The sequence below is a fragment of the Streptomyces ziwulingensis genome (assembly GCF_039542605.1).
GTDB classification, from domain to species: domain Bacteria; phylum Actinomycetota; class Actinomycetes; order Streptomycetales; family Streptomycetaceae; genus Streptomyces; species Streptomyces ziwulingensis.
In genome coordinates this window covers 146,339-169,405 of the sequence record NZ_BAABIG010000022.1, presented here as the reverse complement: position 1 = coordinate 169,405, position 23,067 = coordinate 146,339, and the positions used below count along the sequence as shown (strand labels likewise).

Annotated in this window: 19 protein-coding genes and 1 tRNA gene; 8 read left to right on the top strand and 12 right to left on the bottom strand. The window is 72.7% G+C overall.

The genetic code is table 11. The features are described 5' to 3' along the window. Positions 1–15: 15 nt before the first annotated feature. Genes ABEB00_RS11825 through pdhA form a run of 3 tightly spaced genes read right to left on the bottom strand, consistent with a single transcriptional unit; the run spans position 16 to position 3,748 of the window. A complete protein-coding gene (locus ABEB00_RS11825; protein WP_345619326.1) occupies positions 16–1,545 on the bottom strand; it encodes a dihydrolipoamide acetyltransferase family protein in 1,530 nt (509 codons plus the stop codon). Continuing rightward, positions 1,545–2,549 (bottom strand): alpha-ketoacid dehydrogenase subunit beta, encoded by a 1,005-nt coding sequence (locus ABEB00_RS11820; protein ID WP_345619325.1) that lies wholly within the window; start codon positions 2,547–2,549, stop codon positions 1,545–1,547. Before ABEB00_RS11820 ends, ABEB00_RS11825 begins: the two co-directional genes overlap by 1 nt. Next, positions 2,546–3,748: a pyruvate dehydrogenase (acetyl-transferring) E1 component subunit alpha gene (gene pdhA, locus ABEB00_RS11815; protein WP_345619324.1), complete on the bottom strand. Its 1,203-nt coding sequence runs from the start codon at positions 3,746–3,748 to the stop codon at positions 2,546–2,548. The genes ABEB00_RS11820 and pdhA overlap by 4 nt, the downstream gene beginning before the upstream one ends. Before the next feature lie 174 nt (positions 3,749–3,922). On the opposite strand from pdhA, the gene ABEB00_RS11810 reads away from it, so the two are divergent. Further along, positions 3,923–4,423, top strand: coding sequence for an Lrp/AsnC family transcriptional regulator (locus ABEB00_RS11810; protein ID WP_345619323.1), 501 nt, complete (start codon positions 3,923–3,925; stop codon positions 4,421–4,423). Between the two features lie 75 nt (positions 4,424–4,498). Here the strand turns inward: ABEB00_RS11810 and ABEB00_RS11805 are convergent, their stop codons facing one another. Together ABEB00_RS11805 and ABEB00_RS11800 are read right to left on the bottom strand one after the other, a co-directional pair. Further along, entirely contained in the window at positions 4,499–5,098 is a 600-nt protein-coding gene (locus ABEB00_RS11805; RefSeq protein WP_345619322.1) for a TetR/AcrR family transcriptional regulator, read from the bottom strand. Continuing rightward, the gene (locus ABEB00_RS11800) at positions 5,095–6,639 is read right to left on the bottom strand and encodes a 3-hydroxyacyl-CoA dehydrogenase (protein ID WP_345619321.1); all 1,545 of its coding nucleotides are present in this window, start codon (positions 6,637–6,639) and stop codon (positions 5,095–5,097) included. The genes ABEB00_RS11805 and ABEB00_RS11800 overlap by 4 nt, the downstream gene beginning before the upstream one ends. Before the next feature lie 169 nt (positions 6,640–6,808). On the opposite strand from ABEB00_RS11800, the gene paaN reads away from it, so the two are divergent. Continuing rightward, positions 6,809–8,521 (top strand): phenylacetic acid degradation protein PaaN, encoded by a 1,713-nt coding sequence (paaN, locus tag ABEB00_RS11795; RefSeq protein ID WP_345619320.1) that lies wholly within the window; start codon positions 6,809–6,811, stop codon positions 8,519–8,521. Positions 8,522–8,548: 27 nt separating this feature from the next. Here the strand turns inward: paaN and ABEB00_RS11790 are convergent, their stop codons facing one another. The 7 genes from ABEB00_RS11790 to ABEB00_RS11760 form a co-directional block, all read right to left on the bottom strand. Further along, the gene (locus tag ABEB00_RS11790) at positions 8,549–9,298 is read right to left on the bottom strand and encodes a TrmH family RNA methyltransferase (RefSeq protein ID WP_345619319.1); all 750 of its coding nucleotides are present in this window, start codon (positions 9,296–9,298) and stop codon (positions 8,549–8,551) included. After that, positions 9,295–10,518, bottom strand: a complete 1,224-nt coding sequence (locus tag ABEB00_RS11785) for an HTTM domain-containing protein (protein WP_345619318.1) — start codon at positions 10,516–10,518, stop codon at positions 9,295–9,297. Before ABEB00_RS11785 ends, ABEB00_RS11790 begins: the two co-directional genes overlap by 4 nt. Further along, positions 10,515–11,249 (bottom strand): DUF5819 family protein, encoded by a 735-nt coding sequence (locus tag ABEB00_RS11780; RefSeq protein ID WP_425586471.1) that lies wholly within the window; start codon positions 11,247–11,249, stop codon positions 10,515–10,517. The genes ABEB00_RS11785 and ABEB00_RS11780 overlap by 4 nt, the downstream gene beginning before the upstream one ends. Positions 11,250–11,404: 155 nt before the next feature. Then, positions 11,405–11,734, bottom strand: a complete 330-nt coding sequence (locus ABEB00_RS11775; RefSeq protein ID WP_345619670.1) for a rhodanese-like domain-containing protein — start codon at positions 11,732–11,734, stop codon at positions 11,405–11,407. Positions 11,735–11,748: 14 nt separating this feature from the next. After that, complete coding sequence (locus tag ABEB00_RS11770; protein ID WP_345619315.1) at positions 11,749–12,591, bottom strand: hypothetical protein; 843 nt, start codon at positions 12,589–12,591, stop codon at positions 11,749–11,751. Between the two features lie 49 nt (positions 12,592–12,640). After that, positions 12,641–14,080, bottom strand: a complete 1,440-nt coding sequence (locus ABEB00_RS11765) for a DUF2252 domain-containing protein (RefSeq protein WP_345619314.1) — start codon at positions 14,078–14,080, stop codon at positions 12,641–12,643. 218 nt (positions 14,081–14,298) lie between these two features. Further along, positions 14,299–14,385: transfer RNA gene (locus tag ABEB00_RS11760), tRNA-Leu, on the bottom strand. A gap of 456 nt (positions 14,386–14,841) precedes the next feature. Between ABEB00_RS11760 and ABEB00_RS11755 the strand changes: the two genes are divergently transcribed. The 6 genes from ABEB00_RS11755 (at position 14,842) to pknB (ending at position 23,049) form a co-directional block, all read left to right on the top strand. Beyond that, positions 14,842–15,723, top strand: coding sequence for an FHA domain-containing protein (locus ABEB00_RS11755; RefSeq protein WP_345619312.1), 882 nt, complete (start codon positions 14,842–14,844; stop codon positions 15,721–15,723). Positions 15,724–15,733: 10 nt separating this feature from the next. Then, positions 15,734–16,246, top strand: a complete 513-nt coding sequence (locus ABEB00_RS11750) for an FHA domain-containing protein FhaB/FipA (RefSeq protein ID WP_345619311.1) — start codon at positions 15,734–15,736, stop codon at positions 16,244–16,246. 140 nt (positions 16,247–16,386) lie between these two features. Then, complete coding sequence (locus ABEB00_RS11745) at positions 16,387–17,919, top strand: Stp1/IreP family PP2C-type Ser/Thr phosphatase (RefSeq protein WP_345619310.1); 1,533 nt, start codon at positions 16,387–16,389, stop codon at positions 17,917–17,919. Between the two features lie 27 nt (positions 17,920–17,946). Further along, positions 17,947–19,386: an FtsW/RodA/SpoVE family cell cycle protein gene (locus tag ABEB00_RS11740; RefSeq protein WP_345619309.1), complete on the top strand. Its 1,440-nt coding sequence runs from the start codon at positions 17,947–17,949 to the stop codon at positions 19,384–19,386. Next, positions 19,383–20,855, top strand: a complete 1,473-nt coding sequence (locus tag ABEB00_RS11735) for a peptidoglycan D,D-transpeptidase FtsI family protein (RefSeq protein WP_345619308.1) — start codon at positions 19,383–19,385, stop codon at positions 20,853–20,855. The genes ABEB00_RS11740 and ABEB00_RS11735 overlap by 4 nt, the downstream gene beginning before the upstream one ends. Before the next feature lie 190 nt (positions 20,856–21,045). Then, entirely contained in the window at positions 21,046–23,049 is a 2,004-nt protein-coding gene (gene pknB / locus ABEB00_RS11730) for a Stk1 family PASTA domain-containing Ser/Thr kinase (protein ID WP_345619307.1), read from the top strand. Positions 23,050–23,067 lie beyond the last annotated feature (18 nt).

Genomic DNA, 23,067 nt, shown 5'->3' with positions numbered 1-23,067 from the left:
GGGGAGGCCGCGCGATCAGAGTGTGCGCAGCAGCACCGCGGGCTGTTCGACGCAGTCCGCCACGTACCGCAGGAAACCGCCCGCCGTACCGCCGTCGCAGACCCGGTGGTCGAAGGTGAGCGAGAGCTGGACGACCTGCCGCACCGCCAACTCGCCCTCGTGCACCCAGGGCTTGGCGGCGATCCGGCCGACGCCGAGCATGGCCGCCTCGGGGTGGTTGAGGATCGGAGTGGAGCCGTCGACGCCGAAGACGCCGTAGTTGTTCAGCGTGAAGGTGGAGCCGGTGAGTTCCGCCGGGGTCAGCGTGCCGGTGCGGGCCGCCTCGGTGAGCCGGGCGAACTCCGCCGTGAGGGACTCGGCGTCCCGCGCGTGCGCGTCCCGGACGGCCGGCACCATCAGGCCCCGGTCGGTCTGCGCGGCGAACCCGAGGTGGACGCGGTCGAGCAGGACGACCTCCCTCGCCTCGGTGTCGACCGTGGAGTTCAGCTCGGGGAAACGGGCCAGCGCGGCGGTGCAGACGCGGGCCAGCAGGGCGAGCAGGGAGATCTTCGGTCCGCCGGCCGCGTTCATCGCGGTCCGCGCCCGCATCAGCTCCGTGGCGTCCGCGTCCACCCAGGTCGTCGCGTCCGGTATCTCGCGGCGGGAGCGGGAGAGCTTGTCCGCGACGGCACCGCGGACGCCCTTGAGCGGGACGCGGACAACACCGGACGGGATGTCCGTACCGGGCCGCCGCGGGGCGGGGGCCGCCGGCGCCGTCCGCGGACCGGGCCCCGCCAGCGACCCGGCCGCCGCCGCTGTCGCCGCCGTCGCTGTCGCTGTCGCCGCCGTCGCCGCGCGCGCGTGTGCGGCGGCGGCGCGCAGCGCGTACTCCACGTCCGCGCGCTGGATCAGCCCGTCCGGTCCGGAACCGTTCAGGTCGCGCAGGTCCAGGCCGTTCTCCCGGGCCAGTCTGCGGACCAGGGGCGAGATGACGGGCACGGGGCCGTCCGCCCGCTCGGCCGCGCGCTCCCGGCCGTTCGCCCGCCCCGGCGCCCCGGGACCCGGCACGGGCTGCCCCGGCCGCACCCGGCGTCGCCGCGCGGGCGCCTGTGCGGTCCCGTACCCGACGAGGACATTGCCCGAGCCCTCGCCCCTGTCACCCGGACCCCCGCTCGCCCCGACCTCCCGGGCACCCCCGGCACCCCCGGCGCTCCCGGCGCTCCCGGCGCTCCCAGCACCCTTGTCACTCCCGGCACCGCCCCCGGCGTCCCCGGCGTCCTCGGCATCCTCGGCCTCCACCGCCCGGCTCTCCTCCGCCGGACCGCCCACCGCCACCGTCAGCAGGGGGGCGCCGACCGGCAGTTCCGTGCCCTCGGCGCCGAAGCGGGCGGTGACCACGCCCTCGTAGGGGCAGGGGACCTCGACCATCGCCTTGGCCGTCTCGACCTCGACGACCGGCTGGTCGACGGCGACGACGTCACCGACCTCGACCATCCACCGCACGATCTCCGCCTCGGTCAGCCCCTCACCGAGATCGGGGAGCTTGAACTCCAGGACCTGTGCCATCAGCTCTCGGCCTCCCATTGCAGACGCCCCACCGCGTCCAGGACACGGTCCACACCGGGCAGGTGGTGACGCTCCAGCATCGGCGGAGGATACGGGACGTCGAACCCGGCCACCCGCAGCACCGGCGCCTCCAGGTGGTGGAAGCAGCGCTCCGTGACCCGGGCGGCGATCTCCCCGCCCGGCCCCTGGAAGGACCCCGACTCGTGGACGACCACCGCGCGGCCCGTGCGCCGCACCGAGGCGCACACCGTCTCGTCGTCGAACGGCACCAGCGAGCGCAGATCGACCACCTCCAGGTCCCAGCCCTCGGTCCGGGCCGCCTCGGCCGCCTCCATGCAGACGGCCACGGACGGCCCGTACGTGAGGAGTGTGGCGCTCCGTCCGGGGCGCCGCACCACCGCACGGCCTATCGCTTCAACGGGTGCCGGCTCCTCCGGGTTCCACGAGTCCTTCGACCAGTACAGCCGCTTGGGCTCCAGGAAGACCACCGGGTCGTCGGAGGCGATGGCGGCCCGCAGCAGCCCGTAGGCGTCGGCGACGGTCGCGGGCGCGACGACGTGCAGCCCCGGGGTGGCCATGTAGTACGCCTCGGAGGAGTCACTGTGGTGTTCGACGCCGCCGATGCCGCCGCCGTAGGGGATGCGGATCGTCAGCGGCAGGGGCAGCGCGCCGCGCGTGCGGTTGCGCATCCGGGCGACGTGCGAGACGAGCTGTTCGAACGCCGGGTAGGCGAAGGCGTCGAACTGCATCTCCACCACCGGCCGCAGCCCGTACATCGCCATGCCGACCGCCGCGCCCAGGATGCCGGCCTCGGCGAGCGGGGTGTCCGTGCAGCGGTCCTCGCCGAACGCCGCGGCGAGCCCGTCGGTGACCCGGAAGACCCCGCCGAGGGCGCCCACGTCCTCACCCAGGACGTGGACGCCCGGATCGGCCGCCATCGCGTCGCGCAGCGCGCGGTTGAGCGCCTGCGCCATGGTGGCCGGCCTGGCGGCGACGGTGGTCATCGCGCGCCCCCGTCCCGTGCGGTCCCCGCCCCGGCCCCGGCCCCGGCGACCGCCGCTGCCTCCGCGTCCGCCTCCGCCTCGGCCTCCGCCGCCAGCTCCGCCCGCAACAGCTCCCGCTGCTCGCGCAGTTGCGGGGTCGGTTCGGCGTAGACGTGGGCGAAAAGGTCCATGGGGTCGAGCACCGGGTCCTCGTTCATCCGGGCCCGCAGGTCCGCGGCCATCGCCTCGGCCCGCGCCCGCGCGGCGCGCATCCCCTCCTCGTCCAGCAGACCGCGCCCGGTCAGCTCCCGCTCCAGCAGGACCAGCGGGTCGTGCCCCCGCCAGTTCTCCACCTCGGCGTCACCCCGGTAGCGCGTCGCGTCGTCCGCGTTGGTGTGCGCCTCCAGGCGGTAGGTGATCGCCTCCACCAGCACCGGCCCGCCGCCCTCCCGCGCGTGCCGTACGGCGTCGGAGAGGACCTCGTGGACGGCGACGGCGTCGTTGCCGTCGACCAGGCGGCCGGGCATTCCGTAGCCGACGGCCTTGTGGGCCAGCGACGGGGCCGCGGTCTGCCTGTCGAGCGGGACGGAGATCGCGAAGCCGTTGTTCTGCACGAGGAAGACGACCGGGGCCTTCCAGACGGCGGCGAAGTTGAGCGCCTCGTGGAAGTCGCCCTCGCTGGTGCCGCCGTCGCCGACCATGGCCAGCGCGACCACGTCGTCGCCCTTGAGGCGGGCCGCGTGGGCGAGGCCGACGGCGTGCGGCAACTGGGTGGCGAGCGGCGTGGACAGCGGGGCGACCCGGTGCGCGCGGGGGTCGTAGCCGGTGTGCCAGTCGCCGCGCAGCAGGGTGAGCACCTCGACGGGGTCGACACCGCGCGTGACGACGGCGAGCGTGTCGCGGTAGCTGGGGAAGAGCCAGTCACGGTCCCGGAGCACCATCGCCGCCGCGACCTGGCACGCCTCCTGCCCGGTGCTGGAGGGGTAGACGGCGAGCCGGCCCTGCTTGGTGAGGGCCGTGGCCTGCGTGTTGTAGCGCCGGCCGGCCACGAGCCGGGTGTACAGCGTCCGCAGCAGCTCGGGGTCGGCCCCGGCCGCCGCGTCCGTACCGAGGACCCGGTACGGCCGCGCCTCGGGCAGCAGCGGCGCGGGGTCCGTGCGGGGCTGCCAGGCGGGCGGCGGGGCCGGCCGGTAGGCCCCCCGCTGCTGCGTGACCGTCATGACGGCACCTCCTCGTGGGAGCGGCTTGCGGCACGTCACGGATGTGACGGGCCTCACCTACCGATTGTTCGGTCGTCGGCACATTCTGGCTACAGGCACCCCCAGGCTGTGGACAAACGGTTCTGCACAACCTGTGATGGACGCAGTACGTCCATGGTAGGAAGGCCGGGGGAGATGGCATCTGAACAAATGGCCGACCGCGCGCGGGACACCGGCGGCCGGCCGCCCCCGCGGCCCCTGGACGCCATCGATCAGGACATCCTCGCCATGCTCCAGGCGGACGGCCGCGCCTCGATACGGTCGGTCGCCGAACGGGTGCACATCTCGCGGGCCAACGCCTACGCGCGTATCAACCGTCTCCTGGAGGACGGCGTCATACGGGGTTTCAGCGCCCGGGTGGACCATGAGCGGGCCGGCCAGGGCACCTCGGCGTACATCACCCTGAAGATCGTCCAGAACTCCTGGCGCACGGTGCGCGAACAGCTCGAAGAGCTGCCCGGCGCCTCCCACATCGCCCTGGTGGGCGGCGACTTCGACGTCCTGCTCCTGGTGCACACTCCCGACAACCGCGCCCTGCGCGAACTGGTCCTCACCCGCATCCAGGCGATCCCCCAGGTGCTCAGCACCCGCACGCTGCTGGTCTTCGAGGAACAGGACCTGGAGCCGCGCGACTGAGCGGTCCAGCGGGACCTGGCCGCGCGACCGATCCGTCCAGCGGGACCTGGGGCCGCGCGACCGAGCCGTCCCGGGTCAGCGCTCCTCGGCGCCGCCGCGCAGGCCGCCGGAGACCAGCCGCACCACCGCGTCGGCCACCTCGCGCTCGCCCATGCCCCGGCCGTCGGGCCGGTACCACTCCACGATCGAGTTGATCATTCCGAAGACCAGCCGGGTGGCGAGCCGCACCTCCACGTCGTCGCGCACGTCGCCCTCGGCCGCCGCCGCCTTCAGCAGCCCGGCCACCCGGTGGTCGAACTCGCGCCGCCGCTCCAGCGCCCACCGCTCGGTGCCGGTGTTCCCGCGCACCCGCAGCAGCAGCGTCACGTACGGCAGCTCGGCCATGAGCACCTCGACCATGCGCCGTACCACGTACTCCAGCCGCTCGGCGGCGGTGCCCACCCGCGCGTGCTCCTCCTCCAGGGTGCCGAACAGGCCGTCCAGCGCCCGGCTGACGGCCCGGCGCAGCAGTTCCTCCTTGCCGGAGACGTGGTGGTATATCGACGACTTGGAGATCCCGGCCGCCTTGGAGAGGTGCTCCATGGAGGTGCCGTCGTAGCCGCGCTCGTTGAAGACCCGTACGGCGACCGAGAGCAGCGTCTCGGGGGTGTACGTGTCGCGCTTGGCGGTGGTCATGAGGTGCCCTCCCGCTCGTCAGGGGTGTAGGCGTGGGCGTGGGCGTGGAGCGCCGGGGAGGGGGCGCAGCGGCCCGACGCGTCGCGTTCGTGCAGGGCCGAGAGCAGTCGGTGGGCCCAGTCCCGGCCCAGCGCACGGTCCCACTCGAAGGGGCCCGCCGGATAGTTGACGCCCAGCCGCATCGCGGTGTCGACGTCCTCCTCGGTGGCGACGCCCTTGGCGACCGCGTCGTGGGCGAGGTCGACGATCCGCGCGACCGTGCGCGCGACGATCATGCCGGGGAGGTCGCCGATGACGCTGACCTCCTTGCCGAGCGCCTGGAACAGGCCGGTGGCCTCCTCGACCGTCCGGGGCGCGGTGCCCGGCCCGGCGGACAGGGCGATGCGGGTGGCCCGGCGGTAGTCGAACGCGAGGTCGAAGTGGACGGCGTCGCCCCGCTCGGCGGCGGTCCGGCCGCCGGCCGGGTACAGCGCTCCGCCACCGGGCAGGACGACGCGCGGGTCGCTCGCCTCCTCCCCCTCGCGCACCCCGGTGCCCGCCCCCTCGCGCACCTCGATGCCCGCCTCGCGGGCCATCGGGACCAGCTCACGGGCCGGGCCGAGACCGCCGTGGACGGTGATGTGCGCGGGCCGGCCGGCGGGTGGGGCGGTGTGCGGCCCGGGGCGCTCGGCGCCGTCGCGGTAGTCGTACCAGCCCTGTCCGCTCTTGCGGCCGAGGCGGCCGGACTCGACCAGCCGGCGCTGCGGGAGCGACGGCGTGAAGCGGGCGTCGTGGAAGAAGGACCGCCACACCGAGTGCGTGACGGACTCGTTGACGTCCTGCCCGATGAGGTCGGTCAGTTCGAAGGCGCCCATCCGGAAGCCGCCCGACTCGCGCAGCACGGCGTCGATGGTGGCCGGGTCGGCGGCTCGGGCCTCGTACGCCGCGAAGGGCTCGGCGTAGAAGGGCCGGGCGACGCGGTTGACGAGGAAGCCGGGGGTGTCGGCGCAGGCGACCGGGGTCTTGCCCCAGGCGCGGGCCGTCTCGTGCGCACGCGTGGCGGACGAGGCGTCGGTGGCGAACCCGGAGACCACCTCCACCAGCGGCAGCAGCGGCGCCGGGTTGAAGAAGTGCAGGCCGACGAGGCGACCGGGCAGCCGCAGGGCGCCGCCGACGGCGGTGACGGACAGGGAGGAGGTGTTGGTGGCGAGCAGACAGTCGTCGGCGACGACGTCCTCCAGGGCCCGGAACAGTTCCTGCTTGGTCTCCAGCCGCTCCACCACCGCCTCCACCACCAGCGCGCAGCCGGCCAGGTCGGCCAGGCTCCCGGCGGGCGCGAGGCGGGTCCGGGCGGCGTCCCGGGCGGCCTCGGTCATCCGTTCCTTCGCCACGAGCCGGTCGAGACGGGCGAGGACGGCGTCGGCCGCCTCGCGGGCCCGCCCGGGGACGGCGTCGTACAGCCGCACGGGATGCCCCGCGACCAGTGCCACCTGGGCGATGCCCTGGCCCATGGTGCCGGTGCCGACGACGGCCACGGGGCTGCTGAGGTCGAGTGCTGTCATGGACGCGATCCTCCCGCACGGGGTTTTCCACAGATGCGGCGGACCCCCTTGTCCCGACCGATCGTTCGGTTACTCTAGCTCTGTCCGATCCGTCCCGCCGAAGTTCCCCGAAGATCCGCCCAGGTCATGGGCTCGACGAAGAGTTCCCGAGACGAGGAGTTGGTCCCGCATGGCCGCCGACGTCACCACGCAGGCACTGATCGACAGGCACCGGCCCACCCTCGACCAGGCCCTGGCGACGATCCGCACCCGCGCGTACTGGTCCCCGCACCCCGAGCACCCCAAGGCGTACGGGGAGCACGGCAGCCTGGACGCGGCGGCGGGCGAGGCCGCCTTCGAGGCCCTGCGCTCCACCCGCCTCGACCTCGGCCAGCCCGGCACCGACGACTGGGTGGGCGGCGAGGTCTCCCCCTACGGCATCGAGCTGGACGTGAGCTACCCGCACCCCGACCTCGACGTGCTGCTGCCCGCCATGAGGGCCGGGCAGCCGGCCTGGCGGGACGCGGGCCCGGAGGTGCGCGCGGCGGTCTGCCTGGAGATCCTCAAGCGGATCAGCGACCGGACCATGGAGTTCGCCCACGCGGTGATGCACACCTCCGGCCAGGCGTTCATGATGGCGTTCCAGGCGGGCGGGCCGCACGCCCAGGACCGCGGCCTGGAGGCGGTGGCGTACGCCTACGCGGAGCAGGCCCGCCTCCCCGGGTCCGCGCGGTGGTCCAAGCCGCAGGGCAGGCGCGACCCGCTGGAGCTGACCAAGCACTTCACGCCGGTCCCCCGGGGCATCGCCCTGGTGATCGGCTGCAACACCTTCCCGACGTGGAACGGCTACCCGGGGCTCTTCGCCTCCCTCGCCACCGGCAACGCGGTCCTGGTCAAGCCCCATCCGCGCGCGGTGCTGCCGCTCGCGCTCACCGTCCGCACCGCCCGGGAGGTGCTCACCGAGGCCGATTTCGACCCGAACCTGGTGGCGCTCGCCGCCGAGCGGCCGGGCGAGGGCATCGCGAAGACCCTCGCCACCCGCCCCGAGATCCGGATCATCGACTACACCGGCTCGACGGAGTTCGGCGACTGGCTGGAGACCCACGCCCGCCAGGCCCAGGTCTTCACCGAGAAGGCCGGGGTGAACCCGGTCGTCGTGGAGTCCACCGACGACTACCGCGGCATGCTCGCCAACCTGGCCTTCTCCCTGTCCCTGTACAGCGGCCAGATGTGCACCACCCCGCAGAACCTGCTGATCCCCCGCGACGGCATCCGCACCGACCAGGGCCCGAAGACGTACGACGAGGTGGTCGCCGACCTCGCGCGCGGCGTCGACAGCCTCCTCGGCGACGACACGCGGGCGAGCGCCCTGCTGGGCGCCCTCGTCAACCCCGGTGTGCGGGCCCGCCTTGAGGCCGCCGCCGGACTCGGCGAGGTCGCCCTGCCCTCCCGCGCGGTGACCCACCCCGACTTCCCCGACGCGGTGGTGCGCACCCCGGTGATCGTGAAGCTGGACGGCGCCGAGCCGGACGACGAGGCCGCGTACCTGAGCGAGTGCTTCGGTCCGGTCTCCTTCGCCGTCGCCGTCGACTCGGCGGCGGCCGCCGTCGCGCTGCTGCGCCGCGGCATCCGGGAGAAGGGCGCGATGACGGTGGGCGCGTACACCACCGACGCCGAGGTCGAGCGGGCGGTGGAGGAGGTCTGCCTGGAGGAGGCCGCCCAGCTCTCCCTCAACCTCACCGGCGGGGTCTACGTCAACCAGACGGCCGCGTTCTCCGACTTCCACGGCTCCGGCGGCAACCCGGCGGCCAACGCGGCCCTCACCGACGCCGCCTTCGTCGCGAACCGCTTCCGCGTGATCGAGGTCCGCAGGGACGACAGGGGGAACGGGAAGAACGAGTGAGCGGGTGAGCGGCGAGCGCGGCGAGAACTAAGGCCGAGCGCCGGCGCTCCAGTGGTACAGGGTCATCGCCACGCTCGTGGCGAGGTTGTAGCTGGAGACCTGGGGGCGCATCGGCAGCGCCACCAACCGGTCGGCACGCGCGCGCAGTTCGCGCGAGAGGCCGCTGCGCTCGGAGCCGAAGGCGAGCAGCGCGTCGTCCGGCAGCGTCAGCCCCCGGATGTCCTCGCCCTCGGGGTCCAGGGCGTGGACCGGGCCCGGCGGCAGCTCCGGCACGGTCAGCCGCTCCACCGCGGTCGCGAAGTGCAGGCCCGCCCCGCCCCGCACCACCGCGGGATGCCAGGGGTCGACGGTGCCCGTGGTGACCACCCCGGTCGCCCCGAACCCGGCGGCCAGCCGGATCACCGCCCCCGCGTTGCCCAGGTTGCGCGGATCGTCCAGGACCACCACGGGCGCGGACCGGGGCGTGCGCGCGAGCCGCGCGAGGTGGTCCTGCCGGGCCGGGCGTACGGCGAGCGCGGCCACCTCGGTGGGGTGCGGGCGCGGCACGAGGGAGGTGTACGCGGCCCGGGGCACCTCGGTGAGCAGCGCGTCGAGCCGCCCCCGTACGTCCGGGGCCAGTTCGTCCGCGAGGGCGAGCGCCGCCTCCCGGTCGGCGGTGACGGCCACCGGGACGTCCGCGCCGAAGCGCAGCGCGTGCTTGAGCGCGTGGAAGCCGTCGAGCAGCACATGGGTGCCGGCGAGGCCGCGCCAGGCGCGCAGCGGGTCGGGCTCGGTCATGCGCCGAAGCCTACGTGCGTGGACTCGGCCTCCTGCTCGGTGCGCGGCCCCGGCAGCGGCGCCCCGCCCCGCCGCCGCACCAGCCGCCCGCGCAGCCGCGCCCGCAGCCGCTCCGCGCCCGCGCCCAGCCGGCGCAGGAACGGCGTCGGCAGGAAGACCGCGTCGGCCGCGATCATCGCCAGCGAGAAGAACGGCAGCCCGAGCAGTACGGCGATCGCGGCGTGCTCGGTGATCATGGCGGCCAGCAGGACGTTCTTCACCCGCCGGTTGAGCAGCGTGAACGGGAACGCGACCTGCACCGCGACCGTCCCGTAAGTGATGATCATGACCATCGTGCCGCTGGCGGTCAGCAGGTCGCCGAGGGCGGGCCAGGGCGAGAAGTACTCCAGTCGCAGCGGGTAGTACACGGCGGTGCCGTCCTGCCAGCGCGAACCCTGGATCTTGTACCAGCCGGCGGTGGCGTAGATCAGACACGCCTCGGCCATCACGACCAGCAGCGCGCCGTTGTGCACGACGTTGGCGACGACGTCGAGCAGAATCCGCGGCTCCCCGTCCTTCGCCCGGCGCCCCACGAGCCACCAGAGCCCCTGGGCCAGCCACACCCCCCACAGCAGCGCCGGCACGACCCACTCGCTGTCCAGCCCGCCCAGCAGGGTCATCGGGGCCAGCACGCACCCGAGCACCACCCACAGCACGGGCCCGGTGCGGTCGCCGGCGTACTCGCCCCGCGCCCGGCGCGCCTCGACGCGCCGGGCCCGCCGCGCGTCCAGCGACCAGACCAGGCCGCAGCGCGTGAAGACGAGGTAGACGCTCATCAGGTGCAGGACGTTGTCGCCGCCGTCCCCCACGAAGACGCTGCGGTTCTGCAGCGAGAGCACCCCGACCATGAACAGCACGGACATGGTCCGGGTCCGCCACCCGAGCAGCAGCAGGACCGAGGAGAGCACGGCCAGCGTGTAGCACGTCTCGAACCAGAGCGCGCCGTCGGACCACATCAGCGCGGAGAAGGCGCCGTTGTCCGAGATGAGCCGCGCGGCGAGGTCGAAGCTCCAGGGGCCGTCGGGACCGTACAGCTCCTCGCGGTGGGGGATCTCGCGGAGCAGGAAGAGCAGCCAGGTCGCGCTGAAGCCGATCCGGATCACGGCGGCCTGGTACGGGCCGAGGGCGGTCTCGGTGACCCGGGCGATGGCACGGGAGACCGACAGGGACAGGCCGTTCACGCCACGCCTCCTTCCGTCTCGCGGGCGGTCACCGGCCACCAGGGCAGGTCCCGCGTCTGCGACCGGCCGGAGCCGCGCTCACCGCTCCAGGCGGGCGGTTTCACGGCGGTGGTCCGGGAGCGGAACTGGACCCGGTCGAGGGCACCGCCCGGCCCGGCCGCGTCCGCGCGCTCCAGCCGCAGTACGGCGATGCGACGCAGATACGTCTCGGAGAGCGAGCCGCGCAGCCCCACCGGGCGGTTGTCGGCGTCGTGGGTGGCGACGTAGAAGTCCCAGGCGCGGCGGAGCGCGTTCTGCTGGGTGTGGCTCGGCAGCGGATTGCCGTCGATGGCCCGGCCGTCCTCGGCGGACAGGTCGTACCACCCGGTGGTGCGCACCCCGCCGTCCGCCGTGCGCACGTCGGCGCGGACCTGGACGGCGGTGTTCTGCTGCAGCGGATTGGGCGCGAACAGCTTCCAGTTCTGCTCGAACTCCGGGTAGATCCACTCGCCGACCGCGTCACCGTGCCGCTTGGTGACCGTGTTCGACGGGGCGACGTGCAGGAACGTCATGGTGAGGTGGACGCAGACCACGATGGCGACGACGGCGAGCGCCAGCGCCGCGCCGACCTGGTAGGGCGGGGAGAGCGCGGCGACACCGGTACGGGCCTCCGCGCCGCCCGCGGGGGTCTCGGCGTCCCCGGGCGGGTCGTCCGGCGGGGCGGCGACAGGCCCCGTGTCGTGCGCGTCCATTCCGCCCCGTTCCCCGTCGTGTGGCATCCGTCGTCACAGGAGCGCGCACCGCTCGGCGCGGGCCCGCACGCGAACGGTACTGGCGAGGACGCGCACCCACAGCCCTCCGCGGCGACAAGGCACGGTGATCGTCGCCACGTTCCGCGGCGCGGCTGCTACAGCACGTACCCGGCCGCGCCCGCGTCCGTCACGACGGGCCGGCCGGCCGCCGCCCACACCTGCATGCCGCCGTCGACGTTCACCGCGTCGACGCCCTGCTGGACGAGGTACATGGCGACCTGGGCCGACCGCCCGCCGGAGCGGCAGATCACGTGGACCCGGCCGTCGGCCGGCGCGGCCTCGGTCAGCTCGCCGTACCGGGCGACGAACTCGCTGATGGGGATGTGCAACGCCCCCTGTGCGTGACCCGCCTGCCACTCGTCGTCCTCGCGGACGTCCAGCAGGAAGTCGTCGTCCTTGAGGTCCGCGACCTCGACCGTGGGCACACCCTGTCCGAAGCTCATGCCCCGACGCTACCGGAACCCGGCTCCGCGGCCGGCGCCGCCAGCAGTCCGGCCAACTCCGCCTCGCGCTCGGCCACCTGCGCCGCCAGATGTTCGGCGATCTCCTCCAGGAGCCGGTCGGGGTCGTCCGGGGCGAGCCGGAGCATGCCGCCGATGGCGCTCTCCTCCAGCTCGGTGGCGACCCGCTGGAGCAGGTCCTTGCGCCGCGCCAGCCACTCCAGGCGGGCGTACAGCTCCTCGGCGAGGCTCTCCCCGCGCTCCTCCCGCGGACCGGCGTCCCACTGCGCGGACAGCTCCCGCAGCTCCTTCTCGTCGCCGCGGGCGTAGGCGGCGTTGACCCGGGTGAGGAACTCCTCGCGCCGGACCCGGTCGTCCTCCTCCTGCGCCAGGTCGGGGTGGGCCTTGCGGACCAGGTCGCGGTAGAGCTTGCGGGCCTCCTCGCCGGGCCGCACCCGCTGCGGGGGCCGCACCTCCTGGCCGTTGAGCATGGCGGTGGCCTCCGGGAACAGCCCGCCCCCGTCCATCCAGCCGTGGGTCAGCTCCTCGACCCCGGGCAGCGGCAGCAGCCGGGCCCGTGCCTCGTCCGCCAGGCGCCGGTCCTCCGCCGCACCGCTGCGGGCGGCCCTGGCCTCCAGGACGAGCGCCTCCAGTTCCTCCAGCCGCGCGTAGACCGGGCCGAGCCGCTGGTGGTGCAGCCGGGAGAAGTTCTCGACCTCCACCCGGAAGGTCTCCACCGCGATCTCGTACTCGATGAGCGCCTGTTCGGCGGCCCGCACGGCCTGCTCCAGCCGTGCCTCGGGCCGCGAGGCACCGCCTTGGTCAGCTTCCGGGGTCGTCACACACCCACCCTAGGCCCTGCGTGCCGCGCCCTCGCCGCCGCCGAAGCCGTCACACGCCCTGCTCGGCCGCCACCCGGCCCGCGCGCACCGCCGCCACCAGGTCCGCGTGGTCCGCCTCGGTGCGGTCGGCGTAGGCGACGGCGAAGGCCGCGACCGCCTCGTCCAGTTCGTCGTTCTTGCCGCAGTACCCGGCGAGGAGCCGCGGGTCGGCGCTGTGCGCGTGGGCGCGGGCCAGCAGGGCGCCTGTCATCCGGGCGTAGTCGTCGACCTGGTCGGGGGCGAGGGCGGCGGCGTCGACGCTGCCCTTGCGGTTGCGGAACTGCCGCACCTGGTAGGGCCGGCCGTCGACCGTCGTCCACCCCAGCAAGGAGTCGCTGACGACCTGCATCCGCTTCTGCCCCGCGACCACCCGCCGGCCCTCGTGCCCCGCCTCGGGCACCTCGAAGCCGGCCGTCACCAGATGCGGCACCAGCGCCGAGGCGCGGGCCTCCTTCACCTGGAGGACCAGCGGCTCGCCCCGGTGGTCCAGGAGCAGCACCACGTACGAGCGGGTGCCGACGCTGCCGGTGCCGACGACCCGGAACGCCACGTCCCGCACCGCGTACCGGGACAGCAGCGGCAGCCGGTCCTCGGAGAGCGTGCCCAGGTACTCCTCCAGGGAGGCCGCCACCAGCGCCGCCTCGGCGTCCGGCACCCGCCGCAGCACCGGCGGGGCGTCCACGAACCGGCGCCCGCCGTCCCCGTCGGCCTCGGTCGACCTGGCGGCGAAGCGCCCGCTGGTGTTGGCCCGCGCCTTCTCGGCGACCCGCTCCAGCGTGCCCAGCAGGTCGTGGGCGTCGGTGTGGGAGACCAGTTCCTCGTCGGCGATGGCGTTCCAGGCGTCCAGCGCGGGGAGCTTGGCCAGCAGCCGGGTCGTGCGGCGGTAGGAGCCGGCGGCGTAGTACGCGGCCTTGCGGCAGGTGTCCTCGTCGGCACCGGTCTCCCGGCCCGCGAGGACCAGCGAGACGGCGAGCCGCTTGAGGTCCCACTCCCAGGGCCCGTGGACCGTCTCGTCGAAGTCGTTCAGGTCGATGACCAGACCGCCGCGGGCGTCGCCGTAGAGGCCGAAGTTGGCCGCGTGGGCGTCCCCGCAGATCTGGGCGCCGATCCCGGTCGTCGGCGTCCGCGCCAGGTCGTGGCCCATCAGACCGGCCGCGCCGCGCAGGAAGGCGAAAGGATTCGCCGTCATGCGTCCGACCCGTATCGGGGTGAGCGCGGATATGCGGCCGCGGTTGGACTCCTCGACCGCGGCCACCGCGCCGGGGCGGCCGGCGTCCGCCTCGAACACGGCGTGCGCGGCGCGCGGGACCCGCTCGCGCAGCGCCTTGCCCGCCGCCTTCGACGACCCCTCGGCGGGCCACCGAGCGAACCCGGCAACGACGGGCAGCCGCCGCGCCCCCGCCGCGCCCCCGTCTCCGTCCGCCTCCGCGCCCGTCACCTGCTGGGTCATCCCGCCGACCTCCTCATGCCCGTACGCCTTTCCCCGCGCCGGCCCGTCGAGCGGACGCCACCGGCCCGTTGACCCGACGCCGACGCGCCAAGACGGTACCGCCGGCGCCCGCGCACCGCTGAGACCTTCCTCACAGCACGGGAGGGACGGCACCGGCGGGACGGCCGGGGCCGACAACGCGAAAGCCCCCCAGGTCCGAGACCTGGGGGGCTTTCGACTGGTGCGCGAGGGGGGAGTTGAACCCCCACGCCCTTTCGGGCACTGGAACCTGAATCCAGCGCGTCTGCCTATTCCGCCACCCGCGCATTGGGTGTGTCCTCCGGTGCCTTCCCTTTCGGTGCGGCCCCTTCCGACACGCAGAACATTAGCACGCTGGTCGGGGTGGATTCACCTCGCTTCCGGCGCCCCCGGAGGGCTCCGACGGGCAGGTCTCGACGGGCGGCCGTTCACGTATCAACCTCGTACCGGTCCGGCCGTCCCCCCGGTGGCAGGGCCGGGCGCACAGTCCGGTGCGGGACACTGGTCCACGAGCGCCTCTACGATCCTGGGCAGGAGTACGAGCGGGAGTGGCCCCCGGCGTTCGAAGGGGGGCTTCAGCGGGAACTCCGAGAGGCGTCGACACCCGTCGACCGGTCCGACAGGGGGAACCAGCCGATCGACCGGCGCGTGGATACGATCAGTAAGCAGTACCAGGCGGGCAGTGCGCGGGTCGGCGGTACGCAGGGCAGTGAGCAGGACGGCAGCGACGGAGGAGGTGCCCCATGGGAGTCCTGAAGAAGTTCGAGCAGCGTCTCGAAGGTCTGGTCAACGGCACCTTCGCGAAGGTGTTCAAGTCCGAGGTGCAGCCCGTGGAGATCGCGGGCGCGCTGCAGCGCGAGTGCGACAACAACGCGACCATCTGGAACCGCGACCGCACGGTCGTGCCCAATGACTTCATCGTGGAGCTGAGCACTCCGGACTTCGAGCGCCTCAGCCCCTACTCCGGGCAGCTCGGCGACGAGCTGGCCGGCATGGTGCGCGACTACGCCAAGCAGCAGCGCTACACCTTCATGGGACCGATCAAGGTCCATCTGGAGAAGGCGGACGACCTGGACACCGGTCTGTACCGGGTGCGCAGCCGTACGCTCGCCTCCTCCTCCAGCGCGCCGGCGCCGGCCGCGCCGCCCGCCTCCCCGCCGCCCGCGGGACGGGGCGGCGGCTACGGCCGACCGCCGGCCGCTGCCTCCCCCGGCGCCCCCCCGATGCCGTCCGCGCCGCCTCCCGGCGCGCGCGCCGGCGCGGGATCGGGCTACGGATACCCCCCGGCCGAGGGCGCGCAGCGGCCGCCGGCCGGGCCCGCGCCGGCCGCCGCGGCCGGTGGCCGCACCCGCCACTGGGTCGAGATCAACGGCACCCGCCACCAGATCTCCCGCGCGACGCTCGTACTGGGCCGCAGCACCGAGGCCGACGTGCGGATCGACGATCCCGGCGTCTCCCGCCGGCACTGCGAGATCCGGACCGGAACGCCCCCGACGATCCAGGATCTCGGGTCCACCAACGGCATCGTGGTGGACGGACAGCACACCACCCGCGCTACGCTCCGCGACGGCTCGCGGATCCTCGTGGGCAGCACCACCGTTATCTATAGGCAAGCCGAAGGGTGATCCGGGGGCAATGTCAGAGCTGACCCTCACGGTCATGCGGCTGGGTTTTCTGGCCGTACTGTGGCTGTTCGTGATCGTGGCCGTCCAGGTCATCCGCAGCGACCTGTTCGGTACGCGCGTCACCCAGCGCGGGTCGCGCCGGGACGCCGGCCGGGCACCGCAGCAGGCCGCGCGCCAGGCGCCACCACCGCAGCGTCAACAGCCGAGCGGCGGCCGTGGCCGCCGCAACGCTCCCACCAAACTGGTCGTCACCGAGGGCACCCTCACGGGCACGACCGTCGCCCTCCAGGGCCAGACCATCACGCTCGGCCGGGCACACGACTCCACGATCGTGCTGGACGACGACTACGCCTCCAGCCGCCATGCCAGGATCTATCCGGACCGCGACGGCCAGTGGATCGTCGAGGACCTGAACTCGACCAACGGCACGTACCTGGACCGGTCCCGGCTGACGACCGCCACACCGATCGCGCTGGGCGCACCGATCCGCATCGGCAAGACCGTCATCGAGCTGCGGAAGTAGTGCTACGTCATGAATGAGCGCGAGCGGAGCGAGCACGCGGCGGCGGCCGGCACCCAGGGCCCCGGCGCGCTCCCGACCGGAGGGTGGGCAGTGTGGCTCGACACGACCGGCTGTACCCCGAGCCGACGGGCGAGGTGCGCATGAGTCTGTCACTGCGCTTCGCCGCCGGATCGCACAAGGGCATGATCCGGGAGGGCAACGAGGACTCCGGTTACGCCGGTCCGCGCCTGCTCGCCATCGCCGACGGCATGGGCGGACAGGCCGCCGGTGAGGTCGCCTCCTCCGAGGTGATCTCCACCATCGTCGCCCTCGACGACGACGTGCCCGGCTCCGACATCCTCACCTCGCTCGGCACCGCCGTGCAGCGCGCCAACGACCAACTGCGGCAGATGGTCGAGGAGGACCCCAGCCTGGAGGGCATGGGGACCACCCTGACCGCGCTGCTCTGGACGGGCCAGCGGCTCGGCATGGTGCACGTCGGCGACTCCCGCGCCTATCTGCTGCGGGACGGGGTGCTGACCCAGATCACGCAGGACCACACCTGGGTGCAGCGCCTGGTCGACGAGGGCCGCATCACCGAGGAGGAGGCGGGCACCCACCCGCAGCGCTCCCTGCTGATGCGCGCGCTCGGCAGCGGCGACCACGTCGAGCCCGACCTCTCCATCCGCGAGGTCCGGGCCGGCGACCGCTACCTGATCTGCTCCGACGGACTCTCCGGCGTCGTCTCCCACCAGACGATGGAGGACACCCTCGCCAGCTACCAGGGCCCGCAGGAGACCGTGCAGGAGCTGATCCAGCTCGCGCTGCGCGGCGGCGGCCCGGACAACATCACCTGCATTGTCGCCGACGTCCTCGACCTCGACACCGGGGACACCCTGGCCGGCCAGCTCTCCGACACCCCGGTCGTGGTCGGCGCCGTCGCCGAGAACCAGCTCCAGGTGGGCGACAACGGCATCATGCAGACCCCCGCCGGCCGCGCCTCCGGCCTCGGCCGACAGGGCGGCGGGGGCGGCGAGTTCGGCTCGCCGGGCGACGCCGACACCACCGGTTACATCTCCACCGACGGCTTCGACTACGGCGACGACGACTTCGTCAAACCCCGCAAGGGCCGCCGGTGGGTGAAGAGATCCTTCTACTCCGTGCTGGCCCTCGCCGTCATCGGCGGCGGCCTGTACGGCGGCTGGCGCTGGACCCAGACCCAGTACTACGTCGGCACCAAGGACGAGCACGTCGCCCTGTACCGCGGGATCAGCCAGGACCTGGCCTGGGTGTCGCTGTCGAAGGTGGAGAAGGACCACCCCGAGATCGAACTCAAGTACCTACCGCCGTACCAGCAGAAGCTGGTGGAGGCGACGATCGCCGAGGGCGACCTGAGCGACGCCCGGACGAAGATCGACGAACTGTCGGTCCAGGCGTCCGCCTGCGAGAAGCAGGCCGAGCGCAGCACCACGCGGAGCGAGAGCAACGCCAAGACGGGCGAGGGCGAGAGCGCGGGCACGGGAACCACACCCGCCTCCTATTCGTCCAAGGTGACACCGACGCCCAACCCGTCGGGCTCACCGAAGGCGCCCTCCTCGACCCCGTCCCCGTCCACGACCGCACCCACTCCCGGCCCCGGCCCCACCCTCTCGGATGAAGAGCAGAAGGTCGTCTCGCGGTGCGGTGAGCAGTAGGCAAGCCGTGAGAGGCCCTGTCACACGATGAGCAGTACACCCAACTCGCCGACGCACCACACGTCCACGATCGGCGCCATCGGTGCGCCGAGCCGGCGCAACACCGAGCTGGCGCTGCTGGTCTTCGCCGTCGTCATCCCGGTCTTCGCCTACGCCAACGTCGGCCTGGCCATGAACGACTCGGTGCCGCCCGGCCTGCTCGGCTACGGCCTCGGGCTCGGCCTGATCGCGGGCGTGGGCCACCTCGTCGTACGGAAGTTCGCGCCGTACGCCGATCCGCTGATGCTGCCGCTGGCCACCCTCCTCAACGGCATCGGCCTGGTCGTCATCTGGCGGCTGGACCAGTCGGAGCGCCTCCAGGCGCGCAGTACGTTCGTCGAGGCCGCCCCCCGCCAGTTGATGTACTCCGCGCTGGGCGTCGCGCTCTTCGTCGCCGTGCTGGTCTTCCTCAAGGACCACCGCGTGCTGCAGCGGTACACCTACATCTCCATGGCCGGCGCGCTGATCCTGCTGGTCCTGCCGCTGGTCCCGGGGCTCGGCCAGAACGTCTTCGGCGCCCGGATCTGGATCAAGATCCCCGGCCTGGGCACCATCCAGCCCGGTGAGTTCGCCAAGATCGTCCTGGCGATCTTCTTCGCCGGCTACCTGATGGTGAAACGGGACGCGCTGGCCCTGGCCAGCCGCCGCTTCATGGGCATCTACCTGCCCCGCGGCCGCGACCTCGGCCCGATCATCGTCGTCTGGGTCATCTCCATCCTGATCCTGGTCTTCGAGACCGACCTCGGCACCTCGCTGCTCTTCTTCGGCATGTTCGTGATCATGCTGTACGTCGCCACCGAGCGGACGAGCTGGATCGTGTTCGGTCTGCTGATGTCCGCGCTCGGCGCGGTCGGCGTCGCCTCCTTCGAGACGCACGTGCAGCAGCGCGTCCAGGCGTGGCTCGACCCGGCCAACGAGTTCAAGCTCAGCCGCCAGGGCGTCGTGGGCCACACCGAGCAGTCCATGCAGGCCCTGTGGGCGTTCGGCTCCGGCGGCACCCTCGGCACCGGCCTCGGCCAGGGCAACTCCGACCTCATCGGCTTCGCCGCCAACTCCGACTTCATCCTCGCCACCTTCGGCGAGGAACTGGGCCTGGCCGGTGTGATGGCGATCCTGCTGCTGTACGGGCTGATCGTGGAGCGCGGCGTGCGCACCGCCCTCGCCGCCCGCGACCCGTTCGGCAAGCTGCTCGCCATCGGCCTCTCCGGTGCCTTCGCGCTCCAGGTCTTCGTCGTCTCCGGCGGCGTGATGGGCCTGATCCCGCTGACCGGTATGACGATGCCGTTCCTGGCGTACGGAGGTTCCTCCGTCATCGCCAACTGGGCCCTGATCGCGATCCTGTTGCGGATCAGCGACACCGCGCGCCGGCCGGCGCCCGCCCCCGCAGCCAACCCCGACGCCGAGATGACCCAGGTGGTCCGACCGTGAACAAGCCCCTGCGCCGCATCGCGATCTTCTGCGGTCTGCTGGTCCTCACCCTGCTCATCCGGGACAACTGGCTGCAGTACGTCCAGGCCGACACCCTGAAGGACGACGAGAACAACCGCCGTGTCGCCATCGAGCGGTACGCCTCCCCGCGCGGCGACATCATCGTCGACGGCAAGGCCATCACCGGCCACGCCACCACCGACGGCGACTTCAAGTACAAGCGGACCTACAAGGACGGCGCCATGTGGGCGCCGGTGACCGGCTACGTCTCGCAGGCGTTCGGCGCCACCCAACTGGAGTCCATCGACGACGGCATCCTCACCGGCAACGACGACCGGCTCTTCTTCCGCAACACGCTCGACATGGTCACGGGCAAGAAGAAGGAGGGCGGCAACGTCGTCACCACCCTCAACGCCGCCGCGCAGAAGGCCGCCTACGACGGTCTGAAGGCACAGGGCGGCAAGGGCGCGGTCGCCGCCATCGAGCCGTCCACCGGCAAGATCCTGGCACTGGCCTCCTACCCGTCGTACGACCCCTCGTCGATCGCCGGCAGCGGCGACTCCGACGCCAAGGCGTGGAAGGGCCTGCTGAAGGAGAACAACAAGAACGACCCGACGCTGAACCGGGCGCTGCGCGAGGTCTACCCGCCCGGCTCGACCTTCAAGGTGGTCACCGCGGCGGCGGCGCTGGAGCACGGCCTGTACAAGGACGCGGACGAGAAGACCGACTCGCCGCTGCCGTGGACCATGCCCGGCACGCAGACGGAACTGCCGAACGAGGGGAACATCCCCTGCAAGAACGCCACCCTGCGGGAGGCGCTGCGGGTCTCCTGCAACACCGTCTTCGGCAAGGTCGGCGCCGATCTCGGCAACGACGAGATGCTGGAGACGGCGAAGAAGTTCGGCTTCACCGAGGAGCAGTTCGTCCCGGTCCGCTCCAGCGCCTCCGTCTTCTCGGACGACATGAACGACTCGCAGGTGGCGCTCTCCTCCATCGGCCAGTTCAACACCGCCGCGACCCCGCTGCAGATGGCCATGGTCTCCTCCTCGATCGCCAACAACGGCACCCTGATGAAGCCGTACATGGTCGACGAGCTGCAGGCCCCGAGCCTGGACACCATCGAGAAGACGGACCCCGAGGAGATGAGCAAGCCGCTCTCCGCGGACAACGCCCAGATACTGCAGTCGATGATGGAGACGGTCGTCAAGGACGGCACCGGAACCAACGCCCAGATCGACGGCGTCACCGTCGGCGGCAAGACCGGTACCGCCCAGCACGGCGTCGAGAACAGCGAGAACCCCTACGCCTGGTTCATCTCCTACGCCAAGGCCGAGAACGGCGACTCGCCGGTCGCGGTCGCCGTGGTCGTCGAGGACGACAACGCGGTGCGTGACGACATCTCCGGCGGCGGCCTGGCGGCGCCGATCGCGAAGAACGTGATGAAGGCCGTCATCGACAGCAAGAAGTGACCACCGGCTGAACAGGACGTGACTCCGGTCACGTCCGCTACACATCGGTGCACGTTGCGATACCGGTCCGGTCTCGGGTATCAGGCTTGGCCAGGTCACACAGGGCGAGCCGGGTACCGTAGGCCGGACGGCAGCCTCCGACCGTACAAGCATGCCGGTCGGGACCGACGGAGAGGGCTGGTAGGTAGCTATGGAAGAGCCGCGTCGCCTCGGCGGCCGGTACGAGCTGGGCCCGGTGCTCGGCCGTGGTGGCATGGCGGAGGTTTACCACGCGCATGACACCCGGCTCGGACGCCAGGTGGCGGTGAAGACGCTCCGCGCGGACATGGCGCGCGACCCGTCCTTCCAGGCCCGGTTCCGCCGGGAGGCCCAGTCGGCCGCCTCGCTCAACCATCCCGCGATCGTGGCGGTCTACGACACGGGCGAGGACTACATCGACGGGGTCTCGATCCCGTACATCGTCATGGAGTACGTCGACGGCTCCACCCTCCGCGAACTGCTGCACAGCGGGCGCAAGCTGCTGCCGGAGCGGACGCTGGAGATGACCATCGGCATCCTCCAGGCCCTGGAGTACTCGCACCGCGCCGGCATCGTGCACCGCGACATCAAGCCGGCCAACGTCATGCTGACGCGCAACGGCCAGGTCAAGGTCATGGACTTCGGCATCGCCCGCGCCATGGGCGACTCCGGCATGACGATGACCCAGACCTCGGCCGTCATCGGCACCGCCCAGTACCTCTCCCCCGAGCAGGCCAAGGGCGAGCAGGTCGACGCCCGCTCCGACCTGTACTCCACCGGCTGTCTCCTCTACGAGCTGCTGACCGTCCGGCCGCCCTTCGTGGGCGACTCCCCGGTCGCGGTCGCCTACCAGCACGTACGGGAGGAGCCGCAGGCGCCGAGCGTCTTCGACCACGAGATCACGCCCGAGATGGACGCGATCGTGCTGAAGGCGCTGGAGAAGGACCGGGACTACCGCTACCAGTCGGCCGACGAGATGCGCGCCGACATCGAGGCGTGCCTGGACGGCCGGCCGGTCGCCGCCACCGCCGCGATGGGCGCGGCCGGCTACGGCGGCTACCCGGACGAGCAGGCGACGACGGCCCTGCGCGCGGACTCCGGCGCGGGCGCCACGACGATGCTGCCCCCGACCCGCCCGGACGACGGCGGATACGGCCCCGACGAGCGCCCCGACCGGCGCCGCCAGCAGCCGCGCAACAAGAACACCTCCACGATCCTGCTGGTCCTCGCGGGCATCCTGGTCCTGGTCGGCGCCATCCTCATCGGCCGGTACGTCTTCGCCGGCGACGGCGACGCGGGCAACGGCACCGTCTCCGCGCCCAACCTGGTCGGCCAGACCCGGGAGAGCGCCGAGAAACGGGCGGCCAACTCCGATCTGACGATCGGCACGGTCAAGGAGGAGCCCTGCGAGGACCAGCCCAAGGGCAAGGTCTGCGAACAGGACCCGGCCCAGGGCACCGAGGTCGACAAGCAGACCCCGATCGACCTGGTGGTCTCCACCGGCGCGCCCAAGGTCGACGTCCCCGACGTGGGGGGCCTCACCTACGAGGAGGCCGAGAAGGCGCTGAAGGACAAGGGCTTCGACGTCGAGAAGAAGACCCAGGAGTCCACCGAGACACCGGACACGGTCCTCTCCCAGAGCCCGGAGGCGGGCTCCTCCCAGGAGAAGGGCTCCCCCGTCGTCCTCACCGTCGCCCGGCAGACGGCCCAGGTGACCGTGCCGGACGTGCGGGGCCAGACCCCGGACGCGGCCAAGCAACTGCTGGAGGCGAAGGGCCTGGTCCTCGGCTCCCAGACGACCGAGGAGTCCACCGCCCAGGAGGAGGGCAAGGTCTTCGAGCAGAGCTTCGCCCCGGGCACGGACATCGACCGCGGCTCCACGGTGGACATCAAGATCGCCAAGAAGCCCGCGGAGGAGCAGAAGTTCGCGATGCCGAAGGTGACCGACATGACGGTGGCCGAGGCGAAGAACGTCCTCTCCCAGGCCGGGCTGGCCCTGGAGCGGATCCAGGGCGCGCAGGACGACAACGCCAAGGTGGTCGCGAGCAGCCCGACCGAGGGCGCGGAGGTCAAGAAGGGCGACAAGGTCACCCTGGTCGCCCTCGCGCAGGGCGGCGACAACGGCGGTGACAACGGCGGCTTCCTCGGCGGCCTCACCGGCCGCGACGAGGACTGACGCCCCCGCCGCCACGCA

Excerpts from the sequence above, each read along its gene's own strand:
- ABEB00_RS11825 (WP_345619326.1), bottom strand. The coding sequence starts at position 1,545 with ATGGCACAGGTCCTGGAGTTCAAGCTCCCCGATCTCGGTGAGGGGCTG.
- ABEB00_RS11820 (WP_345619325.1), bottom strand. The coding sequence starts at position 2,549 with ATGACCACCGTCGCCGCCAGGCCGGCCACCATGGCGCAGGCGCTCAAC.
- pdhA (WP_345619324.1), bottom strand. The coding sequence starts at position 3,748 with ATGACGGTCACGCAGCAGCGGGGGGCCTACCGGCCGGCCCCGCCGCCC.
- ABEB00_RS11810 (WP_345619323.1), top strand. The coding sequence starts at position 3,923 with ATGGCATCTGAACAAATGGCCGACCGCGCGCGGGACACCGGCGGCCGG.
- ABEB00_RS11805 (WP_345619322.1), bottom strand. The coding sequence starts at position 5,098 with ATGACCACCGCCAAGCGCGACACGTACACCCCCGAGACGCTGCTCTCG.
- ABEB00_RS11800 (WP_345619321.1), bottom strand. The coding sequence starts at position 6,639 with ATGACAGCACTCGACCTCAGCAGCCCCGTGGCCGTCGTCGGCACCGGC.
- paaN (WP_345619320.1), top strand. The coding sequence starts at position 6,809 with ATGGCCGCCGACGTCACCACGCAGGCACTGATCGACAGGCACCGGCCC.
- ABEB00_RS11790 (WP_345619319.1), bottom strand. The coding sequence starts at position 9,298 with ATGACCGAGCCCGACCCGCTGCGCGCCTGGCGCGGCCTCGCCGGCACC.
- ABEB00_RS11780 (WP_425586471.1), bottom strand. The coding sequence starts at position 11,249 with ATGGACGCGCACGACACGGGGCCTGTCGCCGCCCCGCCGGACGACCCG.
- ABEB00_RS11765 (WP_345619314.1), bottom strand. The coding sequence starts at position 14,080 with ATGACCCAGCAGGTGACGGGCGCGGAGGCGGACGGAGACGGGGGCGCG.
- ABEB00_RS11755 (WP_345619312.1), top strand. The coding sequence starts at position 14,842 with ATGGGAGTCCTGAAGAAGTTCGAGCAGCGTCTCGAAGGTCTGGTCAAC.
- ABEB00_RS11750 (WP_345619311.1), top strand. The coding sequence starts at position 15,734 with ATGTCAGAGCTGACCCTCACGGTCATGCGGCTGGGTTTTCTGGCCGTA.
- ABEB00_RS11745 (WP_345619310.1), top strand. The coding sequence starts at position 16,387 with ATGAGTCTGTCACTGCGCTTCGCCGCCGGATCGCACAAGGGCATGATC.
- ABEB00_RS11740 (WP_345619309.1), top strand. The coding sequence starts at position 17,947 with ATGAGCAGTACACCCAACTCGCCGACGCACCACACGTCCACGATCGGC.
- pknB (WP_345619307.1), top strand. The coding sequence starts at position 21,046 with ATGGAAGAGCCGCGTCGCCTCGGCGGCCGGTACGAGCTGGGCCCGGTG.